This is a genomic window from Bradyrhizobium sp. RDI18, from assembly GCF_043203335.1.
Classification (GTDB): domain Bacteria; phylum Pseudomonadota; class Alphaproteobacteria; order Rhizobiales; family Xanthobacteraceae; genus Bradyrhizobium; species Bradyrhizobium retamae.
Genome location: NZ_JBICRN010000008.1, coordinates 681,107 through 698,943 on the forward strand (window position 1 = coordinate 681,107; position 17,837 = coordinate 698,943).

Annotated in this window: 13 protein-coding genes and 2 tRNA genes; 12 read left to right on the forward strand and 3 right to left on the reverse strand. The window is 62.4% G+C overall.

The genetic code is table 11. The features are described 5' to 3' along the window. Positions 1-24 precede the first annotated feature (24 nt). A complete protein-coding gene (locus ACFXS9_RS12045) occupies positions 25-1,254 on the reverse strand; it encodes a class I SAM-dependent methyltransferase (RefSeq protein WP_392689028.1) in 1,230 nt (409 codons plus the stop codon). A gap of 691 nt (positions 1,255-1,945) precedes the next feature. On the opposite strand from ACFXS9_RS12045, the gene ACFXS9_RS12050 reads away from it, so the two are divergent. The 9 genes from ACFXS9_RS12050 to ACFXS9_RS12090 all read left to right on the forward strand — a co-directional run bounded on the left by ACFXS9_RS12050 (position 1,946) and on the right by ACFXS9_RS12090 (position 14,731). Further along, a complete protein-coding gene (locus ACFXS9_RS12050; RefSeq protein WP_392699741.1) occupies positions 1,946-3,358 on the forward strand; it encodes an efflux transporter outer membrane subunit in 1,413 nt (470 codons plus the stop codon). Continuing rightward, a complete protein-coding gene (locus tag ACFXS9_RS12055) occupies positions 3,348-4,748 on the forward strand; it encodes an efflux RND transporter periplasmic adaptor subunit (protein WP_392689031.1) in 1,401 nt (466 codons plus the stop codon). The genes ACFXS9_RS12050 and ACFXS9_RS12055 overlap by 11 nt, the downstream gene beginning before the upstream one ends. A 48-nt stretch (positions 4,749-4,796) precedes the next feature. After that, positions 4,797-7,946, forward strand: coding sequence for an efflux RND transporter permease subunit (locus tag ACFXS9_RS12060; RefSeq protein ID WP_392689034.1), 3,150 nt, complete (start codon positions 4,797-4,799; stop codon positions 7,944-7,946). After that, on the forward strand, positions 7,947-11,051 hold the full coding sequence (locus ACFXS9_RS12065) for an efflux RND transporter permease subunit (RefSeq protein ID WP_392689037.1): 3,105 nt from the start codon (positions 7,947-7,949) through the stop codon (positions 11,049-11,051). Positions 11,052-11,087: 36 nt separating this feature from the next. Continuing rightward, on the forward strand, positions 11,088-11,819 hold the full coding sequence (locus ACFXS9_RS12070; protein WP_392689039.1) for a tRNA-uridine aminocarboxypropyltransferase: 732 nt from the start codon (positions 11,088-11,090) through the stop codon (positions 11,817-11,819). Positions 11,820-12,024: 205 nt separating this feature from the next. After that, positions 12,025-12,501, forward strand: coding sequence for a hypothetical protein (locus tag ACFXS9_RS12075; protein ID WP_392689042.1), 477 nt, complete (start codon positions 12,025-12,027; stop codon positions 12,499-12,501). A gap of 393 nt (positions 12,502-12,894) precedes the next feature. Further along, positions 12,895-13,755 (forward strand): hypothetical protein, encoded by an 861-nt coding sequence (locus tag ACFXS9_RS12080; RefSeq protein ID WP_392689045.1) that lies wholly within the window; start codon positions 12,895-12,897, stop codon positions 13,753-13,755. Positions 13,756-13,870: 115 nt separating this feature from the next. Continuing rightward, positions 13,871-14,551: a hypothetical protein gene (locus tag ACFXS9_RS12085; protein WP_392689048.1), complete on the forward strand. Its 681-nt coding sequence runs from the start codon at positions 13,871-13,873 to the stop codon at positions 14,549-14,551. Positions 14,552-14,657: 106 nt separating this feature from the next. Further along, positions 14,658-14,731, forward strand: a tRNA-Cys gene (locus tag ACFXS9_RS12090). Positions 14,732-14,864: 133 nt separating this feature from the next. On the opposite strand, the gene ACFXS9_RS12095 is transcribed toward ACFXS9_RS12090, so the two are convergent. After that, positions 14,865-15,659 (reverse strand): hypothetical protein, encoded by a 795-nt coding sequence (locus tag ACFXS9_RS12095; RefSeq protein WP_392689051.1) that lies wholly within the window; start codon positions 15,657-15,659, stop codon positions 14,865-14,867. 517 nt (positions 15,660-16,176) lie between these two features. Here ACFXS9_RS12095 and ACFXS9_RS12100 point away from each other — a divergent pair. The 3 genes from ACFXS9_RS12100 to ACFXS9_RS12110 all read left to right on the forward strand — a co-directional run bounded on the left by ACFXS9_RS12100 (position 16,177) and on the right by ACFXS9_RS12110 (position 17,587). Next, the gene (locus tag ACFXS9_RS12100) at positions 16,177-16,464 is read left to right on the forward strand and encodes a hypothetical protein (protein ID WP_392689054.1); all 288 of its coding nucleotides are present in this window, start codon (positions 16,177-16,179) and stop codon (positions 16,462-16,464) included. A 343-nt stretch (positions 16,465-16,807) separates the two neighbouring features. Next, complete coding sequence (locus tag ACFXS9_RS12105) at positions 16,808-16,963, forward strand: hypothetical protein (RefSeq protein ID WP_392689057.1); 156 nt, start codon at positions 16,808-16,810, stop codon at positions 16,961-16,963. Between the two features lie 538 nt (positions 16,964-17,501). After that, positions 17,502-17,587: transfer RNA gene (locus ACFXS9_RS12110), tRNA-OTHER, on the forward strand. A 58-nt stretch (positions 17,588-17,645) separates the two neighbouring features. Here ACFXS9_RS12110 and ACFXS9_RS12115 read toward each other — a convergent pair. After that, positions 17,646-17,825 carry a hypothetical protein gene (locus ACFXS9_RS12115; protein WP_392689059.1) on the reverse strand — a complete coding sequence of 60 codons (180 nt, stop codon included), beginning with the start codon at positions 17,823-17,825 and terminating at the stop codon, positions 17,646-17,648. Positions 17,826-17,837: the final 12 nt, after the last annotated feature.

Here is a 17,837-nt window from a genome sequence, read left to right on the forward strand (position 1 = left end):
CAAGCCAGCGTTGGGGCAGGGCGATCAGCCTGATTTCGCAAACACCACCTGGCGCACGTCGATATTTCCGGACAGGAAACCGGCCTCGCAATAGGCGAGGTAATATTCCCACAGCCGCCGGAAGCGATCGTCGTAACCCGACGGCGTCAGGTTCGGCCAGGCCGCGCGGAAATTGCTTCGCCAGATTGCGAGCGTCTTGGCATAATCTTGCCCAAAGATGCGTTCGCGGATGACGGGAACGCCGAAGCGTTCGCCGAGCGTTTTCAGGATCTGCGGCGACGGCAGCATGCCGCCCGGAAAGACGTAGCGCTGGATGAAGTCGACTTCGCGGCGATAGGCCTGGAACAGGCTGTCCTGGATGGTGATGGCCTGGATGCCGGCCAGCCCCCCAGGCAATAGGCGGTCGCGCAACTGTGAAAAATATTTCGGCCAGAATTGCTCGCCGACCGCCTCGATCATCTCGATCGAGACGATCCGGTCATAGCGGTCGCGCTCGTCGCGGTAGTCCTGCAGCTTGATCTCGACCCTATCGCTGAGTCCTGCGTTCTGAATGCGCGCTTGTGCGAACTCGCGCTGTTCCTTGCTGATGGTGAGGCCTACGACCTTGGCGCCGAACGTCTTGGCAGCGTATTCGGCAAAGCCGCCCCATCCGCAGCCGATCTCCAACAGCTTCTGGCCCGACCGCAGATCGATAGCCTCGGCGAGCCGCCGGTATTTGTTGTGCTGCGCAGCCGTCAGGTCGGGCGTGTCGTCCTCGAACAGCGCCGACGAATAGGTCATGCTCGGATCGAGCCACGCCGAATAGAAGGCGTTGCCGATATCGTAATGCGCATAGATGTTGCGGCGAGCCTGCCGTTTTGTGTTGCGGTTGAGCCAATGCCTGACGGCCTGGAAGGTGCGCGTCAGCGGGTTGCCGATCAGCATGGTCTGCATCCAGTCCTGGTTGACGCAGAACAGATAGAGGAATTGCGTGAGGTCGGGCGTGTCCCATTCGCCGCGCAGATAGGCTTCCGCAATGCCGATGTCGCCGCCGCGCAAGAGCCGCGAGGCAAAGCCGTAATCGTAAATCTTCATCACGGCGGCAGGACCCGGCCCGTTGCCGCCCAAGCGGACCACGCGGCCGTCGGCCAGTGTCACGTCGAGCGTGCCGTGTTGCAGCTTTGAACCAAAGCCCAGCGCCAGCCGGACCAGGCGGGGCAATTCCGGAAACGTCGCGTCTACAGTTTCCGATGTGACCGAAATCAACTCGGGCATGTGCGATCCATCGAATTGCGGTTTACCCGGGCTTCGCATGGCCGATCGACCCTGCTTCAATTCTTGGCACGGGTGGACAAAGCCGGCGAAGTATAGACGTTGATTTTTCCGCTCGCCAAGCCGGGATTGAAGGCCGCGCCCTGCCGTGGGACCGGCCGCATGCCTCGTGGAAGCTGTAGAGCGCCGCGCTGATTGACGCAGAAGCATTGCCGCGCGACCCGCATTTTGGCCCTCCATTGCATGGTGAGACATGGAGGGCCTGTTCCCGGAGTTTCAAATTGGCCACAGGCCGGGACTCGGCTGTGCGATGAGCCGGTGCCGGACGTCAGAACAGGGGAAAAGCCCCATGAAATCTTCGTAAGAATTCGGCGGTCCTGCGGCGTCCCGACATCGTTCCAAACCCTATAAAACAAGGGGAAGTGAGCTCCTTGTCGCCCGTTTTACGGACCTGAACGCACGACCGGCGAGAGACTGCGCGGGGCTGTCCGCGTGCTGATCGCAAGGCTAATATCGGAGTTCGGTTCCAACGGAAGCATCACCCCCGTGAACGTGTCGCAGCCCAACAGGAGAAGCGCTCAAATTGCGCCGGGCCGGGATTTGCCCGGTGGAGAACGGGTGTGACCCAGCGAATTGCAACTGCTGCGATCGAAGGTTGGCCTGTTCTCATTCCGGTCGGCAAGCGGCTGGCGCGATCGCTTGCCGTGCTGGGGCTCGTCGCCAGCCCGCGGGCTGCATCCTGACCAAGGACCTTCCCGACCCTGCGCTCGACATACCCGATGGCTACAAGGCGGCCCGGCTTTCGAAGGCTACCGACGCACCACCGACGCTCGACTGGTGGCGCGGATTTCGTTCGCGGGAGCTGACGGGCCTGATGGAGGAGGCGCAGACCGTCAATCTGGACATTGCGGCCGCCACCGCGCGGTTCAGGCAGGCCGATGCGCAGGCACGAATCGCGGGCGCTGCGTTGCTGCCAACTCTCAGCGGCACCGGGTCGGAGAGCTATTCCCGCACCTCCGGTTCGAGCGCCAGCGGCCTGTCCATTGGCGGCCGTGAGGTGGTCAACTATTCGGCATCGCTTAGCGCCAGCTATGAATTGGATTTCTGGGGCAAGAACCGCGACGCCGCGCAGGCGGCGGAGGAGACTGCGGTTGCCCGCCGCTTTGACCGCGACGTCATCGCGCTGACCACGCTGACGACGGTCGCCAATGCCTATTTCCAGGTGCTCGCGGCGCAGGACCGGATTCGTACCGCACAGCGAAACATCGCAAGCGCCGAGCGCATCCTGAACGCCATCAAGGAGCGCTTCAGAGCCGGCACCGGTACCGACCTCGACGTCGCGCAACAGGAAAGCGTGGTCGCCAATCAGCGCGCCCTGGTGCCGCCGCTGCGGCAGACGCTCGACCAGAACATCAACGCGCTGGCGACTCTGGTGTCGCGTCCGCCAGAATCCGTGCGTGTCACCGGCGGAACCCTCAATCGGATCGCCGCGCCACGTGTCACGCCGGGCCTGCCTTCCGAGTTGCTGACGCAACGCCCTGACATCCGCCGGCAGGAAGCGCAGCTTGCCTCGGCCACTGCCAATGTCGGCAGCGCCCGCGCGCAGTTCTTTCCGAGCATTCAACTGACGGGGCAGGGCGGTTATCAAAGCTCGGCGTTGACGGCGCTGTTTCAGCCGCAAGCCGCGTTCTTCAGCATGGTCGGCAGCCTGACCCAACCGATCTTCGACGGCGGCCGGATCCTCGGCAATTTCGAGCTCACCAAGGCGCTGCAGGATGAACTGCTGCAGACCTACCGCAAGACGGTGGTGCAGGCCTTTGCCGATGTCGATAACGCCCTGATGTCGATCCGCCAGACCACCGAGAGGCTGCGGCTGCAGCGCGAGGTCGTGGCGTCGTCGCGGCGGGCGTTTGAATTGTCCGAGCAGCAGTTGCGGGCCGGGACCGCCGACATCGTGGTTGTGCTAAATACGCAGCTAACATTATTCCAGGCCGAGGATGCGCTGTCGCAGGCTCAACTGGCCCGGCTGCTGGCAATCGTCAGCCTCTATCAGGCGCTGGGGGGCGGCTGGGAACCCAGGATGGAAAGGCCGGTCGATGCTCTTTAAGCCGGAAGTGAAGGACGACCCGAAGACGGCGCACAAGCGCGTCGTGCGCGGCATTGGCCGGCGGATGGTGTCGCTTTCGATCACGCTGTTGATCCTCGGCGGGCTCGGCTATCTCGGCTGGAACGCCTTTCAGCAGAAGCAGACCGGCCGTGGCGGGCCCGGCGCACGTCCCGATCTCCCGGTGCCGGTGCTGGCGGCTATGCCCCGCACGCAGGATGTGCCCGTCTATCTCGATGCCGTAGGCTCGGTCCGCGCGCTGAACACGGTGACGGTGCGCGCCCAGGTCGACGGCAAGCTGATCAAGGTGAACTTCGTCGAAGGTCAGGACGTCAAGCAGGGCGACGTGCTGGCCGAAATCGATCCCGTGATCTACCAGGCTCAGTACGATCAGGCGGTGGCGAAGAAGGCGCAGGACGAGGCGCTGCTCGCCAACCAGAAGCTCGATCTGGCGCGCTATCAGCAGCTCGCCGCCTCAAATGCCGGCTCCAAGCAGCAGGCCGATACGCAGCGCGCCGTGGTCGCCCAGCAGGAAGCGCTGGTGCAGGCCGACCAGGCCGCGATCGACAATGCCAAGGCGATGCTCGGCTATACCAAGGTCATCGCGCCGTTGTCTGGGCGCGCCGGCCTGCGCCAGGTCGATCAGGGCAACATCATCCGCGCCTCCGACATCACCGGCCTCGTCATCATCACCCAACTGCAGCCGATCGCGGTGCAGTTCAGCCTGCCGCAGCAGCAGATCGTGCGGGTCAATGCTGCCGCCGCCAAGGGCGTGCTGGCGGTGGACGTGTTCGGCAATGACGGCGTGACCGTCATCGACACCGGTACGCTCAAAGGCATCGACAACCAGGTCGATCCGACCACCGGCACGCTGAAGCTGAAGGCGGAGTTTCCCAACGCCAAATTCCAGCTCTGGCCCGGACAGTTCGTCAATGTGCGGCTGAAGGTCGAAACGCTGGAGAAGGCGATCGTGGTGCCGAGCTCGGCGGTGCAACGTGGTCCGGTTGGGACATTCAGCTATGTGATCGGCCCCGACAATGTCGCGACCGCAAAGCCGGTCGTGGTGACGCAGCAGAACGAAAACGATGCCGTCATCGCGAGCGGCCTTTCGATCTCCGATCGCGTGGTGACCACCGGCTTTGCCAATCTGTCCGACGGCGCCAAAGTCTTGATTGGCACCGACGACAGGGCGCCAACCGCCGACCTCGCGCCGCGCAAGCGCAGCCGCAGCCCCGATGCCAAGGGAGACTCCAAGGCAGCTCCGGGCAAGGAGGGTCAAGCAAACGATGGCGAGCGCCGCGGCAAGCGCGAGCGCGGCGAGGGCGATCAGAAGGGACAAACCGGCCCGGCACCAGCCGAGCCGTCGGGCGGCGCTGCGAAGTCGCAGCCATGATCGACGCGCCGCACGCCTGAAAATGAATTCGCAAGTGAGGACGCAACCATGAGCGTCTCCGAACCGTTCATCCGCCGGCCGATCGCGACCTCGCTACTCGGGATCGCGCTGATGATCGGTGGCGCGCTCGGCTATTGGGCGCTGCCGGTATCGGCGCTGCCGCAGGTCGATTTCCCGACCGTGCAGGTGACGACGCAACTGCCGGGTGCCAGCCCGGACGTGGTCGCCTCGCTCATCACGGCGCCGCTGGAGCGCCAGCTTGGGCAGATTCCCTCGCTGACCTCGATGCAGTCGACCAGTTCGTTCGGCGTCAGCCAGATCTCGCTGCAGTTCGACCTCAACCGCGACATCGACGGCGCCACCCAGGACGTGCAGGCCGCCATCAACGCAGCGGCGGGTATCCTGCCAAGGAATCTGCCGTATCCGCCGACCTACGCCAAGGTAAACCCGGCAGATGCGCCAGTCCTGACACTGGCGCTGACGTCGGAGACGATTTCGCTGCGCGCCATGAGCGATATCGCCGACACCATCCTCGGCCAGCGGCTCAGCCAGATTTCCGGCGTCGGGCGTGTTGCGATCCTCGGCGGGCTCAAGCCTGCGGTGCGGGTGCAGGCCGATCTGGCGCGGCTCGCCGCTTACGGCATCTCGATGGAGGATTTGCGTAGCGCCATCGCGGGCGCCAACGTCTCAGGGCCGAAGGGATCGCTCGACGGTGCGCAGCAGGCCTACACCATTGCCGCCAACGACCAGATCGCGGCAGCGGAGGCCTACAAGCCCATCATCATCGCCTATCGCAACGGCTCACCTGTCACGATCGGCGACGTCGCCACCATCATCGACGGGCTGGAGAACGATCGCACCGGCGGCTGGTATCAGGGCACGCCGGCCGTCATCATCGACATCCAGCGCCAGCCCGGCGCCAACGTCATCGAGGTCGTCAGGCAGATCCGCGACGAAATACCCAAGGTGCAGCGCGCGATTCCGGCCGGCGTCAATCTGACCATCGTCTCCGACCGCACCGTCACCATCCGCGCCTCGGTGCGGGACGTCCAGTTCACGCTGATCCTTTCCGTGGTGCTGGTGACGTTGGTGGTATTGCTGTTCCTGCGGTCGCTGCGCGCGACCCTGATCGCGGGCGTGGCGCTGCCGCTGTCGCTGATCACGAGCTTCGGCATCATGTATTTTTCAGGCTTCAGCCTCGACAATCTGTCGCTGATGGCGCTGACGATCGGCACCGGATTCGTGGTCGACGACGCCATCGTGATGATCGAGAACATCGTCCGCCACATGGAGAACGGCGAGTCGGTGATGGAGGCGTCGCTGAAGGGCGCCAGTGAAATCGGCTTTACCGTGATCTCGCTGACGGTGTCGCTGATCGCGGTCTTTATCCCGCTGCTGTTCATGTCCGGGCTGGTCGGGCGCATGTTTCGCGAATTTGCGCTGACGCTGACGATTGCGGTCGTGACCTCGGCGATCGTCTCGCTGACGCTGACGCCGATGATGTGTTCGCGGCTATTGAAGCATGTCGGGGAAGAGATGACGGTCCCGGGGCTTGCCGCCGTCAGCCGCTTCATCGACCGCATGGTTGCCTTCTATCATCGCACGCTGCTGTGGGTGCTGCAGCGCCAGCGCGCGACGCTGGCCCTGACGTTCGCCACCATCGCAGCGACGCTCTTCATGTATGTGATCGCGCCGAAGGGCTTTCTGCCGCTGCAGGATACCGCCTCGATCACCGCTGTGACCGAGGCCGGTCCCGACGTTTCCTTTGCCGAGATGCAAAGCCGGCAGGCGACGGCGGCGGCCGCGATCCAGGCCGATCCGGACGTGATCGGCGTCGTCTCCGTGATCGGGGCCGGATCGGTCAATCCGACCACCAATGTCGGACGTCTGGTGATGACGCTTAGGCCGCGCGGCGAGCGGCACGATGATATTTCCGTGGTGGTCGACCGGCTGAAACAGCGCACAGCGAAAATTCCCGGCATGACCATCTATTTCCAGCCGGTGCAGGACGTGCAGATCTCGACCCAGTCGAGCCGCTCGCAGTACCAGTATACGCTGACCGGCACCGATGCCGCGCAGGTCTCGCTATGGTCGCAGAAGCTCATTGCCGAGATGCGCCGGGATCCGCTGTTCCGCGATGTCTCGTCGGAAGCGCAGGAGGGCGGTTTGCGCGCCGCGCTCGACATCAACCGCCCGCGCGCCGGCCAGCTCGGCGTCAGCCTCCAGGCGGTCAACGACACCCTCAACGACGCCTTTGCGCAGCGGCAGATTTCGACGATCTACGGCCAGGCCAACCAGTATCGCGTGGTGCTGGAGGCGATGCCGATGTACCAGCGCGATCCGTCGATCCTGTCGAAACTCTATCTCCCGGGGGCCGCGAGCACCACCGCCGGCGCGCCCGGCGCCCAGGTGCCGCTGTCGGCGGTGGCGACGCTGACCCGCACCACCGCGCCGCTGGCGATCTCGCATCTGGCGCAGTTTCCGGCCGTCTCGCTCAGTTTCAACCTCGCCCCCGGCGAGGCGCTGGGCGATGCCGTCGAGGCGGTCAAGCAGATCGAAACCAGGATCGGCATGCCCGGCAGCATCGTCGGCGTCTATGCGGGCGATGCGGCCGAATTCTCCAAGTCGCTGGCCGGCCAGCCATGGCTCATTCTGGCGGCGATCGTTACCATCTACATCGTGCTTGGCGTGCTCTATGAGAGCTACATTCACCCGATCACGATTCTCTCGACGCTGCCGTCCGCCGGCGTCGGCGCCATTCTGGCGCTGATGCTGTTCGGGCAGGACCTGTCGGTGATCGGCCTGATCGGCATCATCCTGTTGATGGGGATCGTCAAGAAGAACGCGATCATGATGATCGACTTTGCGCTTGAAGCCGAACGGCATCAGGGCATGTCGCCGAACGAAGCCATCGTGCAGGCCTGCCTGTTGCGCTTCCGCCCCATTATGATGACGACGCTGGCGGCGCTGTTCGGCGCGCTGCCGCTGGCGATCGAAAGCGGCACCGGCGCAGAATTGCGCTTTCCGCTCGGCATTTCCATCATCGGCGGCTTGCTGCTGAGCCAGTTGCTGACGCTCTATACGACACCGGTGATTTACCTGGCGCTCGACCGGCTCAACCGGAAAATTCAGAAGGCCGTGCCGGAGCCGGGGCCCACCGGGCCGCCGGTCGCCGGCGCCACCGAGGGGATGCAGTAGATGGCATCAATCTCGGAGCCCTTCATCCGCCGGCCGGTTGGTACCACTCTGCTGGCGATCGGGCTCTTCCTGGTCGGCATGGTCGCCTATGTTTTTCTGCCGGTCTCATCAGTGCCCAATGTCGACTTCCCGATGATCCGGGTCTCCGCCACGCGTCCTGGCGCCGATCCTTCCGTGATGGCCTCGACGGTTGCCGCGCCGCTGGAACGCCGGCTCGGCCAGATTGCGGGCCTTGACCGGATCACCTCGACCAGTTCGCTCGGCACCACCAGCATCCAGTTGCAGTTCTCGATCGGCCGCAATATCGACCGTGCCGCGCGCGACGTGCAGGCGGCGATCAACGCCTCGCTGGCGGACCTGCCGACCGACCTGCCGTCGTTGCCACGCTTTCGCAAAGCCAATCCCGCGGCCGCCCCGGTGTTCGTGCTGGCGCTGACGTCGAAGACACTGACGACGAGTGCTATGTATGACGTCGCCGATACCGTGATTGCGCAGCGCATCTCGCAGGTTCCGGGGGTCGGCGAAGTCAACGTCACCGGCGCCGACCAGCCGGCGGTACGGATTGCGCTGAACCCGCTGGCGCTGTCGAATGCCGGGATTGCCACCGATGACGTGCGGCTCGCCATCATCAACGCCAATCCGCTGGGACCAGTCGGCATTTTCAACGGCGGCCGCCAGAGCGAGACGATCTCGACCAACAAGCAGATGCGCACCGCGGCCGAATTCCGCGACATCATCATCAAGAGCTCCGCCGGCAATTTTGTCCGCCTCGCCGATGTCGCCGAGGTCGAGGATTCCGTCCGCAACAGCCGCTCGATCGCCTGGTTCAACAAGCAGCCGGCGGTCCTGATCCAGATCACCAAGCAGGGCGATGCCAACGTGATCGATACTGTCGATCGGGTGAGGGCGCTGCTGCCGGAACTGAAGCAGTGGTTGCCCGGCGGCGTGGAAATTTCGACCCTCGTCGACCGCACCGGCACCATCCGCGCCAGCGTGCTCGACATGCAGTACACGCTGCTGGCGACGGCATTTCTCGTCATGGTGGTGGTGTTCGCGTTTCTGCGGCGGCTGACGCCGACCATCGCGGCCGGCGTTTCGGTGCCGCTGGCGCTGGCCGGCACCTGCGCGGGGATGTGGCTCGCCGGCTTCTCGATCGACAATCTGTCGCTGATGGCGCTGGCGATTTCCGTCGGCTTCGTGGTCGACGACGCCATCGTCATGATCGAGAACATGTACCGCAACCTCGAACACGGCATGGCGCCGTATCCGGCGGCGCTCGAAGGCGCCAAGCAGATCGGCTTCACCGTGCTGTCGATCAGTCTGTCGCTGATCGCGGCCTTCACGCCGCTGATTTTCATGGACGGGATCGTCGGCCGGCTGCTGCGCGAATTCTCGCTGACGCTGACCTTTGCCATCGTGGTGTCGACCGTCGTGTCGCTCACGATCACGCCGATGATCTGCGCGCATTATATCAAGGAAGCGACCTCCGATCGCGCGACCTGGTTCGACCGGCTGGTCGAGGGCACGCTGTCGCGCATCGTTTCCTTCTACACCTGGACGCTGCGGGCGGTGCTCGGCTTCCCGTTCCTGACCCTGCTCGTGTTCTTTGCCACCATTGCGCTGACGGTGGTGCTCTATATCAAGACGCCGAAAGGCTACTTCCCGACCGACGACAGCGGCCTTGTAATCGGCTCGACACGTGCTTCTCCCGATACCTCGTTCCAGGCGATGCTCGGGCTGCAGCAGCAACTGGCCGATATCGTGATGGCCGACCCGGCGGTAGCCGCCATCGGCTCTTCGCTCGGCGGCACCGCCGGTCCGGGCGGCGGCGGCTCCAACCGCGGCACCATGTTCATCAGCCTGAAGCCGCCGGAGGAGCGGGCCGGCATGTCGACGGCGCAGGTGATCGATCGCCTGCGCAAAAATCTCTATCGGGTCGCCGGCATCCGCCTGTTCATGTTCGCGGCGCAGGACCTCCGCACCGGCGGCCGGCAAAGCGATTCCGATTACCAGTACACGCTGTCGAGCACGAATCTCGAACTCCTGCAGAAATGGGCGCCGCTGGTCGCCAAGCGCATGGAGACGGTAGAGGGCATCACCGACATCTCCAGCGACCGCGACCCCGGCGGGCTGCAATTGTCGCTGGTGATCGACCGCAAGACCGCCTCGAGCCTCGGCGTTAGCGTCCAGGACATCGACAACGCCCTGAACAACGCCTTCGCGCAGCGCCAGATTTCGATCATCTATACCCAGCGCAACCAGTACATGGTGGTGCTGGAAATCGACCCGAAATTCCAGAGCGATCCTTCCAATTTGGAGCGGATTTATGTGGCAGGCGCCAACGACGCCCAGGTGCCGCTATCGGCCGTGGTGCGCTACCAGCGCGGCCTGTCGCCGCTTGCAGTGTACCACTCGCAATCGTTCCCCTCGACGACGGTTTCGTTCAATCTGCTGCCCGATGTGCCGCTGGAGGTCGCGACCTCCAATATCCAGCGCGCGGTCGAGGAGCTGCATATGCCGGAGGGCATCCGCGGCAGTTTCGACGGCAGTGCCGGCGACTTCGACAGGACCAGCGGGCGGCAGCCGCTTCTGATCCTCGGCGCGCTGGTGGCGATGTATATCGTGCTCGGTGTGCTCTATGAGAGCCTGGCGCATCCGATCACGATCATCTCCACCCTGCCATCCGCAGGCCTCGGCGCGCTGCTGGCGTTGCAGGTGACCAATACGCCGCTGACCGTGATCGCCTTTGTCGGCATTATCCTGCTGATCGGCATCGTCAAGAAGAACGGCATCATGATGGTGGATTTCGCGCTCGATGCCGAGCGCCACCGCGGCCTGTCGTCGGCTGACGCGATCTTCGAGGCCTGCCGCGCCCGCTTCCGGCCGATCCTGATGACGACGTTGGCGGCGCTGTTCGCCGGCATTCCGCTGGTCATCGCCACCGGCCCCGGCACCGAGCTGCGCCGGCCGCTCGGCATCACCATCATCGGCGGATTGGTCGTGTCGCAGATCCTGACGCTGTACACGACGCCGGTGATCTATCTCCTGATCGACCGGCTGCGGCGGCGATCGCGGCCGGCCGCGATCGCCGCGCCTGCCGAATAGTTGGATTACTGCCTGCGGAAAGCGTATAGCGGGCGGATGTCAGACCAATCCAAGTCCGAGGCCGGAACCGCGGTGGAGGCCGTTCCGGACTGTCCGCATTGCGGCAAGCCATTGCCGCTCTGCATCTGCGACAGCGTCAAGCCGATCGAGAGCAGTATCTCGCTCCTGATCCTGCAGCATCCGCAGGAACAGGACAGGACGCTCGGCACGGCGCGGCTGACGGCGATGCACTTCAAGGACGCGATCGTCAAAATCGGCCTGTCCTGGCCAAGCCTCTCCAAGGCACTGGGACGGAAGGTCGACGATCCTTCCCGTTGGGCGGTGCTCTATCTCGGCTCGGCCAAGGTCAGCGATCTCGACACCGATGCCGAGATCGTGGCGATCAACCGCAAGGGCGAGGTCGAGCCGCACCAGCGCGCCATCCTCTCCGACATCGAAGGCGTCGTGCTGCTGGACGGCACATGGAGCCAGGCCAAGGCGCTGTGGTGGCGCAACGCGTGGATGCTGAAATGCCAGCGGATCATTCTGGGCCCGAAGCACCCCTCTCGCTACGGCAAACTCCGCAAGGAACCGCGCCGTGACGGCCTCGCCACCATCGAGGCGGCCGGCCTGCTGCTCGCCGGGCTTGAGAAGCGGCCCGAGATCGCGGAGGCACTCAACGCCAGCTTTGACCGCATGCTGGCACGGTATCGGCAAGTGCAGGCAGCGATGCCGGAACTTGCACCGAAGCCGAAGAAGCGGGATTACCGCCGTCGCAAGCGCGGCTAACTCTTGGTTTTCAAGCAAAAGCTGTATCGATGAGGTCGCTGCATCTCAAATTGTGCAGCGTTGATCCGTCATCCGTCATGACCATGATACCAACACGGCGGTTCCAATGTCTGCAAGGAGACATAGCGACCTGTGGACAAGGATGACATTCCCATTGACGCTGCTAAATTCCTCGCTCTCCGCGTAACCATTTGGAGCAAAGTCGATGTCTTTGACCACAGAAATTCTCACTCGATCTCCATTGCTTGACGCTGATGAAATCGAAGGGGAAATCGGTACTCTCATCTACAACGCCCGGCGGGCGCCCGCTGTCCGAGAAATACCCCACAGCGATGACCACCCGCTGCCGAAAGGCCCGATGCCCGACTATGTCGAGCACAAGGAAGGGGTCAATCAGGTCGGCAAACTCTCGGCCGAAGCTGTGGTCCGCGAGTATGATGCGGCAGTGAAAGAGATTGAAGCACTCGGTGCGGAACTAACCGACGCCGCCAAACGATGTGAAGCCATGGTGGCCGGCGTTCACGCCATGGTGTCCGAGATCAAGGAATTGGCTGCGAACTATCGCGAGGAAGGCAAGCGCTACTTCCTGCAGATCGAGGATTGTTCCCTGATGACGTCCGAAGTCCGCACCGTCTGCGAGACGCTCAAAAAGAAAATTGCAGGTAGTAGTCTCGTCGCCTGATGTTCCGGCTGTGGCCGGTCTTGCTGGTGGCCGCGCCGTTCATCGTCGTGGCCATCAGCATGCTGTTGTAATCCGCGTACCGAGCATTCAGGCACAGTTCACCTTTGGCGGTTGTTAACTTGGCTGTTGAGCGCTTTCGCTGGAATGCGCTTGAGTCCGGCCGGAATGGGCCGCGGTCCGGATCTTAGCAAGTCGGTCAGATTGGCTGGTCAGGGCCTCGCCGTGCCGTCCCTATGCCATTGTGGCGATATGTCACCAACGCTACCTGAAGCGGGAACCCATTTACAGCCTTAGCGATTATCTGCGCCATGCATCTGGAGGCGAGCGGGTCGGGCGCGGCTCGTCTTCAGCGGTTTCAGAGTTCTGCGCTCCCAGGGAAAGGATATCGCCGCTTTGCCGTCTTCCATCACCTCGCATCTCCCTTTCGGCGGCGCCGAAATCAGCCTGCGAAAGAAATTCCGCCTGTTCTTCACGGTCGGCATCATCGTCCTGTTACTCGGCGGCGCCAAGGCAATCGTTCACTATTTCGGATTCGAGTTCCTCGAGCTCAACGGGCTGGTGACCAGCGGCATTGGCGGCGCCATCTTCATCATCGGCTTCCTGCTGTCGAGCATTCTCAAGGATTACAAGGAAGCCGAACAAATTCCGACGGCACTGCGCACCGCGACCGAAGCAATCGACGGCGATCTAGAATGCTTCGCGCGGACCAACGAGCGCTTCAATCTCAAGGAAGCGCGGCTGATCCTGATCGGGGTCATTGCAAAGCTGCGCGAAGGCCTGGACCGTGCCTACGACCACAAGAACATTGCTCCTGTGCTCGACGAACTCGGCAAGCTGACGCCCATCCTCGGTCGACTGGAGGGCATGGGCATGGCTGCGAATTTCGTCGTGCGTCTTCGCACCAATCAGGATGCGATCCGCAGGGCTCTGCTTCGCATCTACACCATCCAGCGCGTCGAATTCGTCCCATCGGTGCATGTGCTCGTGCAAACGCTGGTGTTCTCGATCATCGTCCTGTTGCTCCTGCTGAAGACGGGGGGCGATCCGGCTGCGGCCCTGTTGTTTGGATTCATCACCTACATGTTCGTCTACGTCCTGTATCTAATCCGGCTGCTCGAACAGCCTTTCGCCAAGGGCCAGGGCTCCGTCGACGATGTCAGCTTCTTCCTGCTTGATGAACTGGAGGCGCAATTGCGGCGCTCGCTCGACCCCACCGTCGGACGGCGGCGGCTTCACGCAATAGATCGGGTCTGAGCGGTGCACGATGTCTGGACGGCGCGGCGACGATGCCCGTCCGTTGCGGACACACGTTGCTCCATTCGGTCGCTCGAACTATGACTGACGCGTCGGATGCAAGCGGAGCAACGCGATGGAACTTGTGGCGCATTGGCGCCTGTCGAAACAGGCTTTGATCGATCTCGTTTTCTTCTGCGGCGTTCCGTTCGTGCTGGCAATGCTTTCGGTCGTTCTCGGACCGCATGCGGCCACCATGGGAGGCGCCGGCGCGACGCTTTATGTTCTCTCGCTCGCCATTGTGCCCTGGTGCCTGACCGGCCTCGCCACCCAATTGGTGAGCAAGACAGCCGGGCGAAGACTGCCGCTTTGGTTGATCGCAGCTATCGGCGCCGTCGTCTCCGGCCCCTTCGTGTCGCTTTACGTCTATTTCGTCAATTCGATCGCTTCAGACATCTGGCCTGCTCTGGACGCTTTGCGGCCGGCGACGTTCAGCGCCGAGCATCTCAAATCGGCCGCCCTGTCCGAGGGGCGGGCCATCGTTCTCTGGATCGCCTTTGTCGTCATTTTCCATGAGACGCTGGGCTGGGAGCGGTTTGCGGCACCGGCCAAGGAGACGGGCTGCGAAGACCGCTTTCAACTGAGCGGCGCCGAATGGACGGCGGAAGACGATGCGCTGCTGCGCTCGCTGATCGGGAGCGGCAAGCCCCCGAGGGCCATCGCGCTGGAAATGAAGCGGACGGTCGGGGGCATCCGCGCAAGGACCGCCAAGCTGGGTCTGCGGAACAATCGAATTGGGGATCCGTCTGGAGGTTGAGGAGGCGGCCTTTTTCCAACGGTGTCGGTTTGCTAACCAGCGGTGGCGGGAATTGCGCTGCTTGGTTGCCTATCCGGGGCGGGGCGTATATGAGTGCGCCCAATGGGGCCACGTGGCGGAGTGGTTACGCAACGGTCTGCAAAACCGTGTACACCAGTTCAATTCTGGTCGTGGCCTCCAATCTACCTCCTTGAAAGCGCAAATGAATTTTTAGACCCGATTTGTTCGCTCGGCGTATGTGCTACCGCTTTGCTACCCAATCGGGTTTTGTCTGCTAAAAATCGCCGCTTTTAGGGAAGCAAGGTAGACGGCATTAGCGCACTGACCACGGCCATGCCAATGGCGATTGCGGTTGTTTGGCTTGCGGCCGGGCCGGGGTTGGCGACGGCATTTGCGCCTGGGCGACATGGGCAGAGTGCCGCGGACGCGGCAGTGGTATCTCCGGCATCACCTTTCGCTCTTCAGGGCTCACCTTTGACTCTTCAGGCATCACCTTTGGCTCTGAAGCGTTGGCGATGACGCGGGCGAGTTGTTCCTGGCTTGCGTTGAGCCGCTCGGTGAGCGTCTGGCTTTCGCGCGCCATCTGGATCTGGGTCGCCTTGATCTGCTCGATGATACTGTTGTTGCGTGCCATTTCTTCCTGGCTCGTCTTGAGTTGGTCCGCGACATTTTCATTGTCGCGGATCAATTGTTCTTGCCTAACATTTAGCTGTTCAACCGCTTGCCTCAAGGCAGCGAGATCGCGCGTCATCGATTGGAGTTGCTGCGCCAAGTCGGAAGACAGGGCGACGGCAGTCGGCGCGGCGTCTTTAGGCGCGACGGCTCCCGGCGCGGGCTGTGTCAGAGGTGCTGGGTCCGAGGGGGCTATCATCGCTGTATGAGCGGAGGACGACCACCACCAAGCAGCGCCACCAATGGATGCTGCTACCAGAGAGCCGACGAAAACCACATAGCGCCAACCCGCCGATCGATGACTCGTTGCTCGCGGGGCGCGAGACGTCTTCATGGTGGTCGGCGGGGAAGGATTCACTCCCGCTTCGCTTAGCAGGTTCGAAAGACAGCTCTCGATCTGCCCTTCCGCGAACTTGTTGTCCGGCGTGGAAACCATTTGGTGCTCCGTGTCAAATGCAATGTCACCCGCCTGAGAGCGATCCGCGCATCTGCGCTACGACGAACTAACATTCGACGGGACGGTTTTGAGCCTACGAAGCCTCCCAAGGATGAGCTTACAACTGCACGTCACGTCGTCTTTTTACCAACTCACCCCAGAACTGTACCGGCGTTTTTAACGCAACCGAGAAGGCGGAACTATGTTCACGGCCGGAGAACTACGGAAGGAGCTCTGACCTTTCCGATGCCGACGGCGGCGCAGTCTTTTTTTTCATCAGGCGCTAAATTGAGGCTCAGCCTCGGATATTCCGTGTAGCTGCCTTTGATTTAATCGAGACGCCGAGTCGTACCTACTCGTCGAAGTAATCCCCACCACGCGGCTCGGGGTGCTGGCGTCGCTTGAGCACGCTGTAAGCCATGACACGGACGGCTTTGCCTGGCCCGATGAGTGGCGACGGCTTACTCGAGAACCTCCCAGAACAACCCCCGAAACTCTGGCCCGAAGGAGCGTCGGCATGAGCGAGCATCAACTCATCACGCCGCGCCGCAATTTCCTGATCCGCGCTCTCGGCTTCACTGCGGCCGGTGCTACAATGCCGATCCCGGTCATCACGCTTGCCGATGCCAAGGCCCGGATAGAGCACCATAAGGCCGAGCTGATGCGAGCTTGGTCCGACTACTACGCCGGTGCGAAATGCACTGTTCAAGGTAACCACCTTGAGCCGGACGTCATAAGAGAACAGCCTCGCGCTGGCGCCTGTCTCGTGTTCTATGCGTCGAAGCCTCGCGGTGGTGAGGGATAAAAGCGAGAGCGCTATCCTCGGCAAGCGGCTTGCCGGCATCTGAACAACTAAGGCCCGCCGGTTCACGCCGGCGGGCTTACCTCGTCATGCGGACCTGTTGTGAACTCTAGAGCCGTTCCTCGGGGGCATGACTGGGGAGACCGGAGCGGCCTCGGCAGGGAAGCGAGCACCCCAGACCGAGACCGCTTCTTTCTGCCCGCGGGTTGACGTTGCAGTTGAGCGTCCAATTCCGCCAAGAGTCCTTTGCAGAATCCAGCTAGCGTTCCCATCATCCGCCTGTACAGTGATGAGTCGTTACATCTCATGATCGTGGGGGCGAGTCATGCAGAGCGAGTGGGAATCAATGACGATCGATGATCTGTTCGCGCTGCGCGAACAGATGCACGATGTCCTCGGCGCGAAGCTGAAGGCTAAAAAGATCGAGCTCGAACGTCGGTTGAAACAACTCAATCAGCAGTCAAAACTAATCCAGACGGTGAAGCCTGGCCTGCCAGGCTGACCTTCGGACACTGCGGCCTCGGCTTGGACGCTTCTGCCGCTCGTATCGATTCTTTGAGCTTCTGATTTTCCGTCCTTCGATTGAGAAGATCGGCCGTGGTCTGCAAAAGACGCTGCTCGAAATCGTGGAAAGACTGTTTCATCTGAAATACTCCTGCCCACCAACAATTTACGTTGCCAATATCGTGCCACGCGTCCTTGGAGTACCGCGTTGCACGGTCTCACGATAGGCGAGATTTATTTCAGGACGTTGTCAACGAGTTCGGAAAACGACTTCGTGGCCGCCAGTTCACGCCGGGCTCAAGCGCATATCCGTATTCTTACGGGCCCACTAGGTGAGGAAGGCGATCGCGTCGGGGCGCTGGCTGTAAGACACTACGCAGACTTGCCAAGGTGAGATGAGGCACATAGCGCGGACGGTATGGTCCGACGATTCAATTATCGCTTGCTGCCGTGTTTGCTACCCAACTGCTCGGGACGGGTTGGGACGCGCAAACATTGGGGGACCGTCTAGCCGCCCGATTGTTCAAATAGATCAGGGCCAAGTGGGATTGGCTGGGGTCTGGATAAGACTGAGAGAACTGCAAAACCCTGTACACCAGTTCAATTCTGGTCGTGGCCTCCATTCATATAATCAATGACTTAGACCGATTATATGAGAGGCCGCCCAAGCCGGCCTGCGATCAGCAGGCGGCGTGCCAGCCCTCGGGAAACGGAACCAGCGGCCAAGAGGCTCCATTGTCGTTGGCGGCGCGTGGTGACGGATAAAAGCGCTGGGTCTGGACCACGAAATCATCCTCCGGGGCTGGCGCAATGGCCGTCTGCACGGTTTCCAGCAGCAGATCGTATTCAACTTCGCTCATCGCGCGCTCCGG

Coding starts and splice junctions, on each gene's coding strand:
- ACFXS9_RS12055 (WP_392689031.1), top strand. CDS start 3,348: ATGCTCTTTAAGCCGGAAGTGAAGGACGACCCGAAGACGGCGCACAAG.
- ACFXS9_RS12095 (WP_392689051.1), bottom strand. CDS start 15,659: ATGGTTTCCACGCCGGACAACAAGTTCGCGGAAGGGCAGATCGAGAGC.
- ACFXS9_RS12075 (WP_392689042.1), top strand. CDS start 12,025: ATGTCTTTGACCACAGAAATTCTCACTCGATCTCCATTGCTTGACGCT.
- ACFXS9_RS12100 (WP_392689054.1), top strand. CDS start 16,177: ATGAGCGAGCATCAACTCATCACGCCGCGCCGCAATTTCCTGATCCGC.
- ACFXS9_RS12060 (WP_392689034.1), top strand. CDS start 4,797: ATGAGCGTCTCCGAACCGTTCATCCGCCGGCCGATCGCGACCTCGCTA.
- ACFXS9_RS12045 (WP_392689028.1), bottom strand. CDS start 1,254: ATGCCCGAGTTGATTTCGGTCACATCGGAAACTGTAGACGCGACGTTT.
- ACFXS9_RS12115 (WP_392689059.1), bottom strand. CDS start 17,825: ATGAGCGAAGTTGAATACGATCTGCTGCTGGAAACCGTGCAGACGGCC.
- ACFXS9_RS12085 (WP_392689048.1), top strand. CDS start 13,871: ATGGAACTTGTGGCGCATTGGCGCCTGTCGAAACAGGCTTTGATCGAT.
- ACFXS9_RS12105 (WP_392689057.1), top strand. CDS start 16,808: ATGACGATCGATGATCTGTTCGCGCTGCGCGAACAGATGCACGATGTC.
- ACFXS9_RS12070 (WP_392689039.1), top strand. CDS start 11,088: ATGTCAGACCAATCCAAGTCCGAGGCCGGAACCGCGGTGGAGGCCGTT.
- ACFXS9_RS12065 (WP_392689037.1), top strand. CDS start 7,947: ATGGCATCAATCTCGGAGCCCTTCATCCGCCGGCCGGTTGGTACCACT.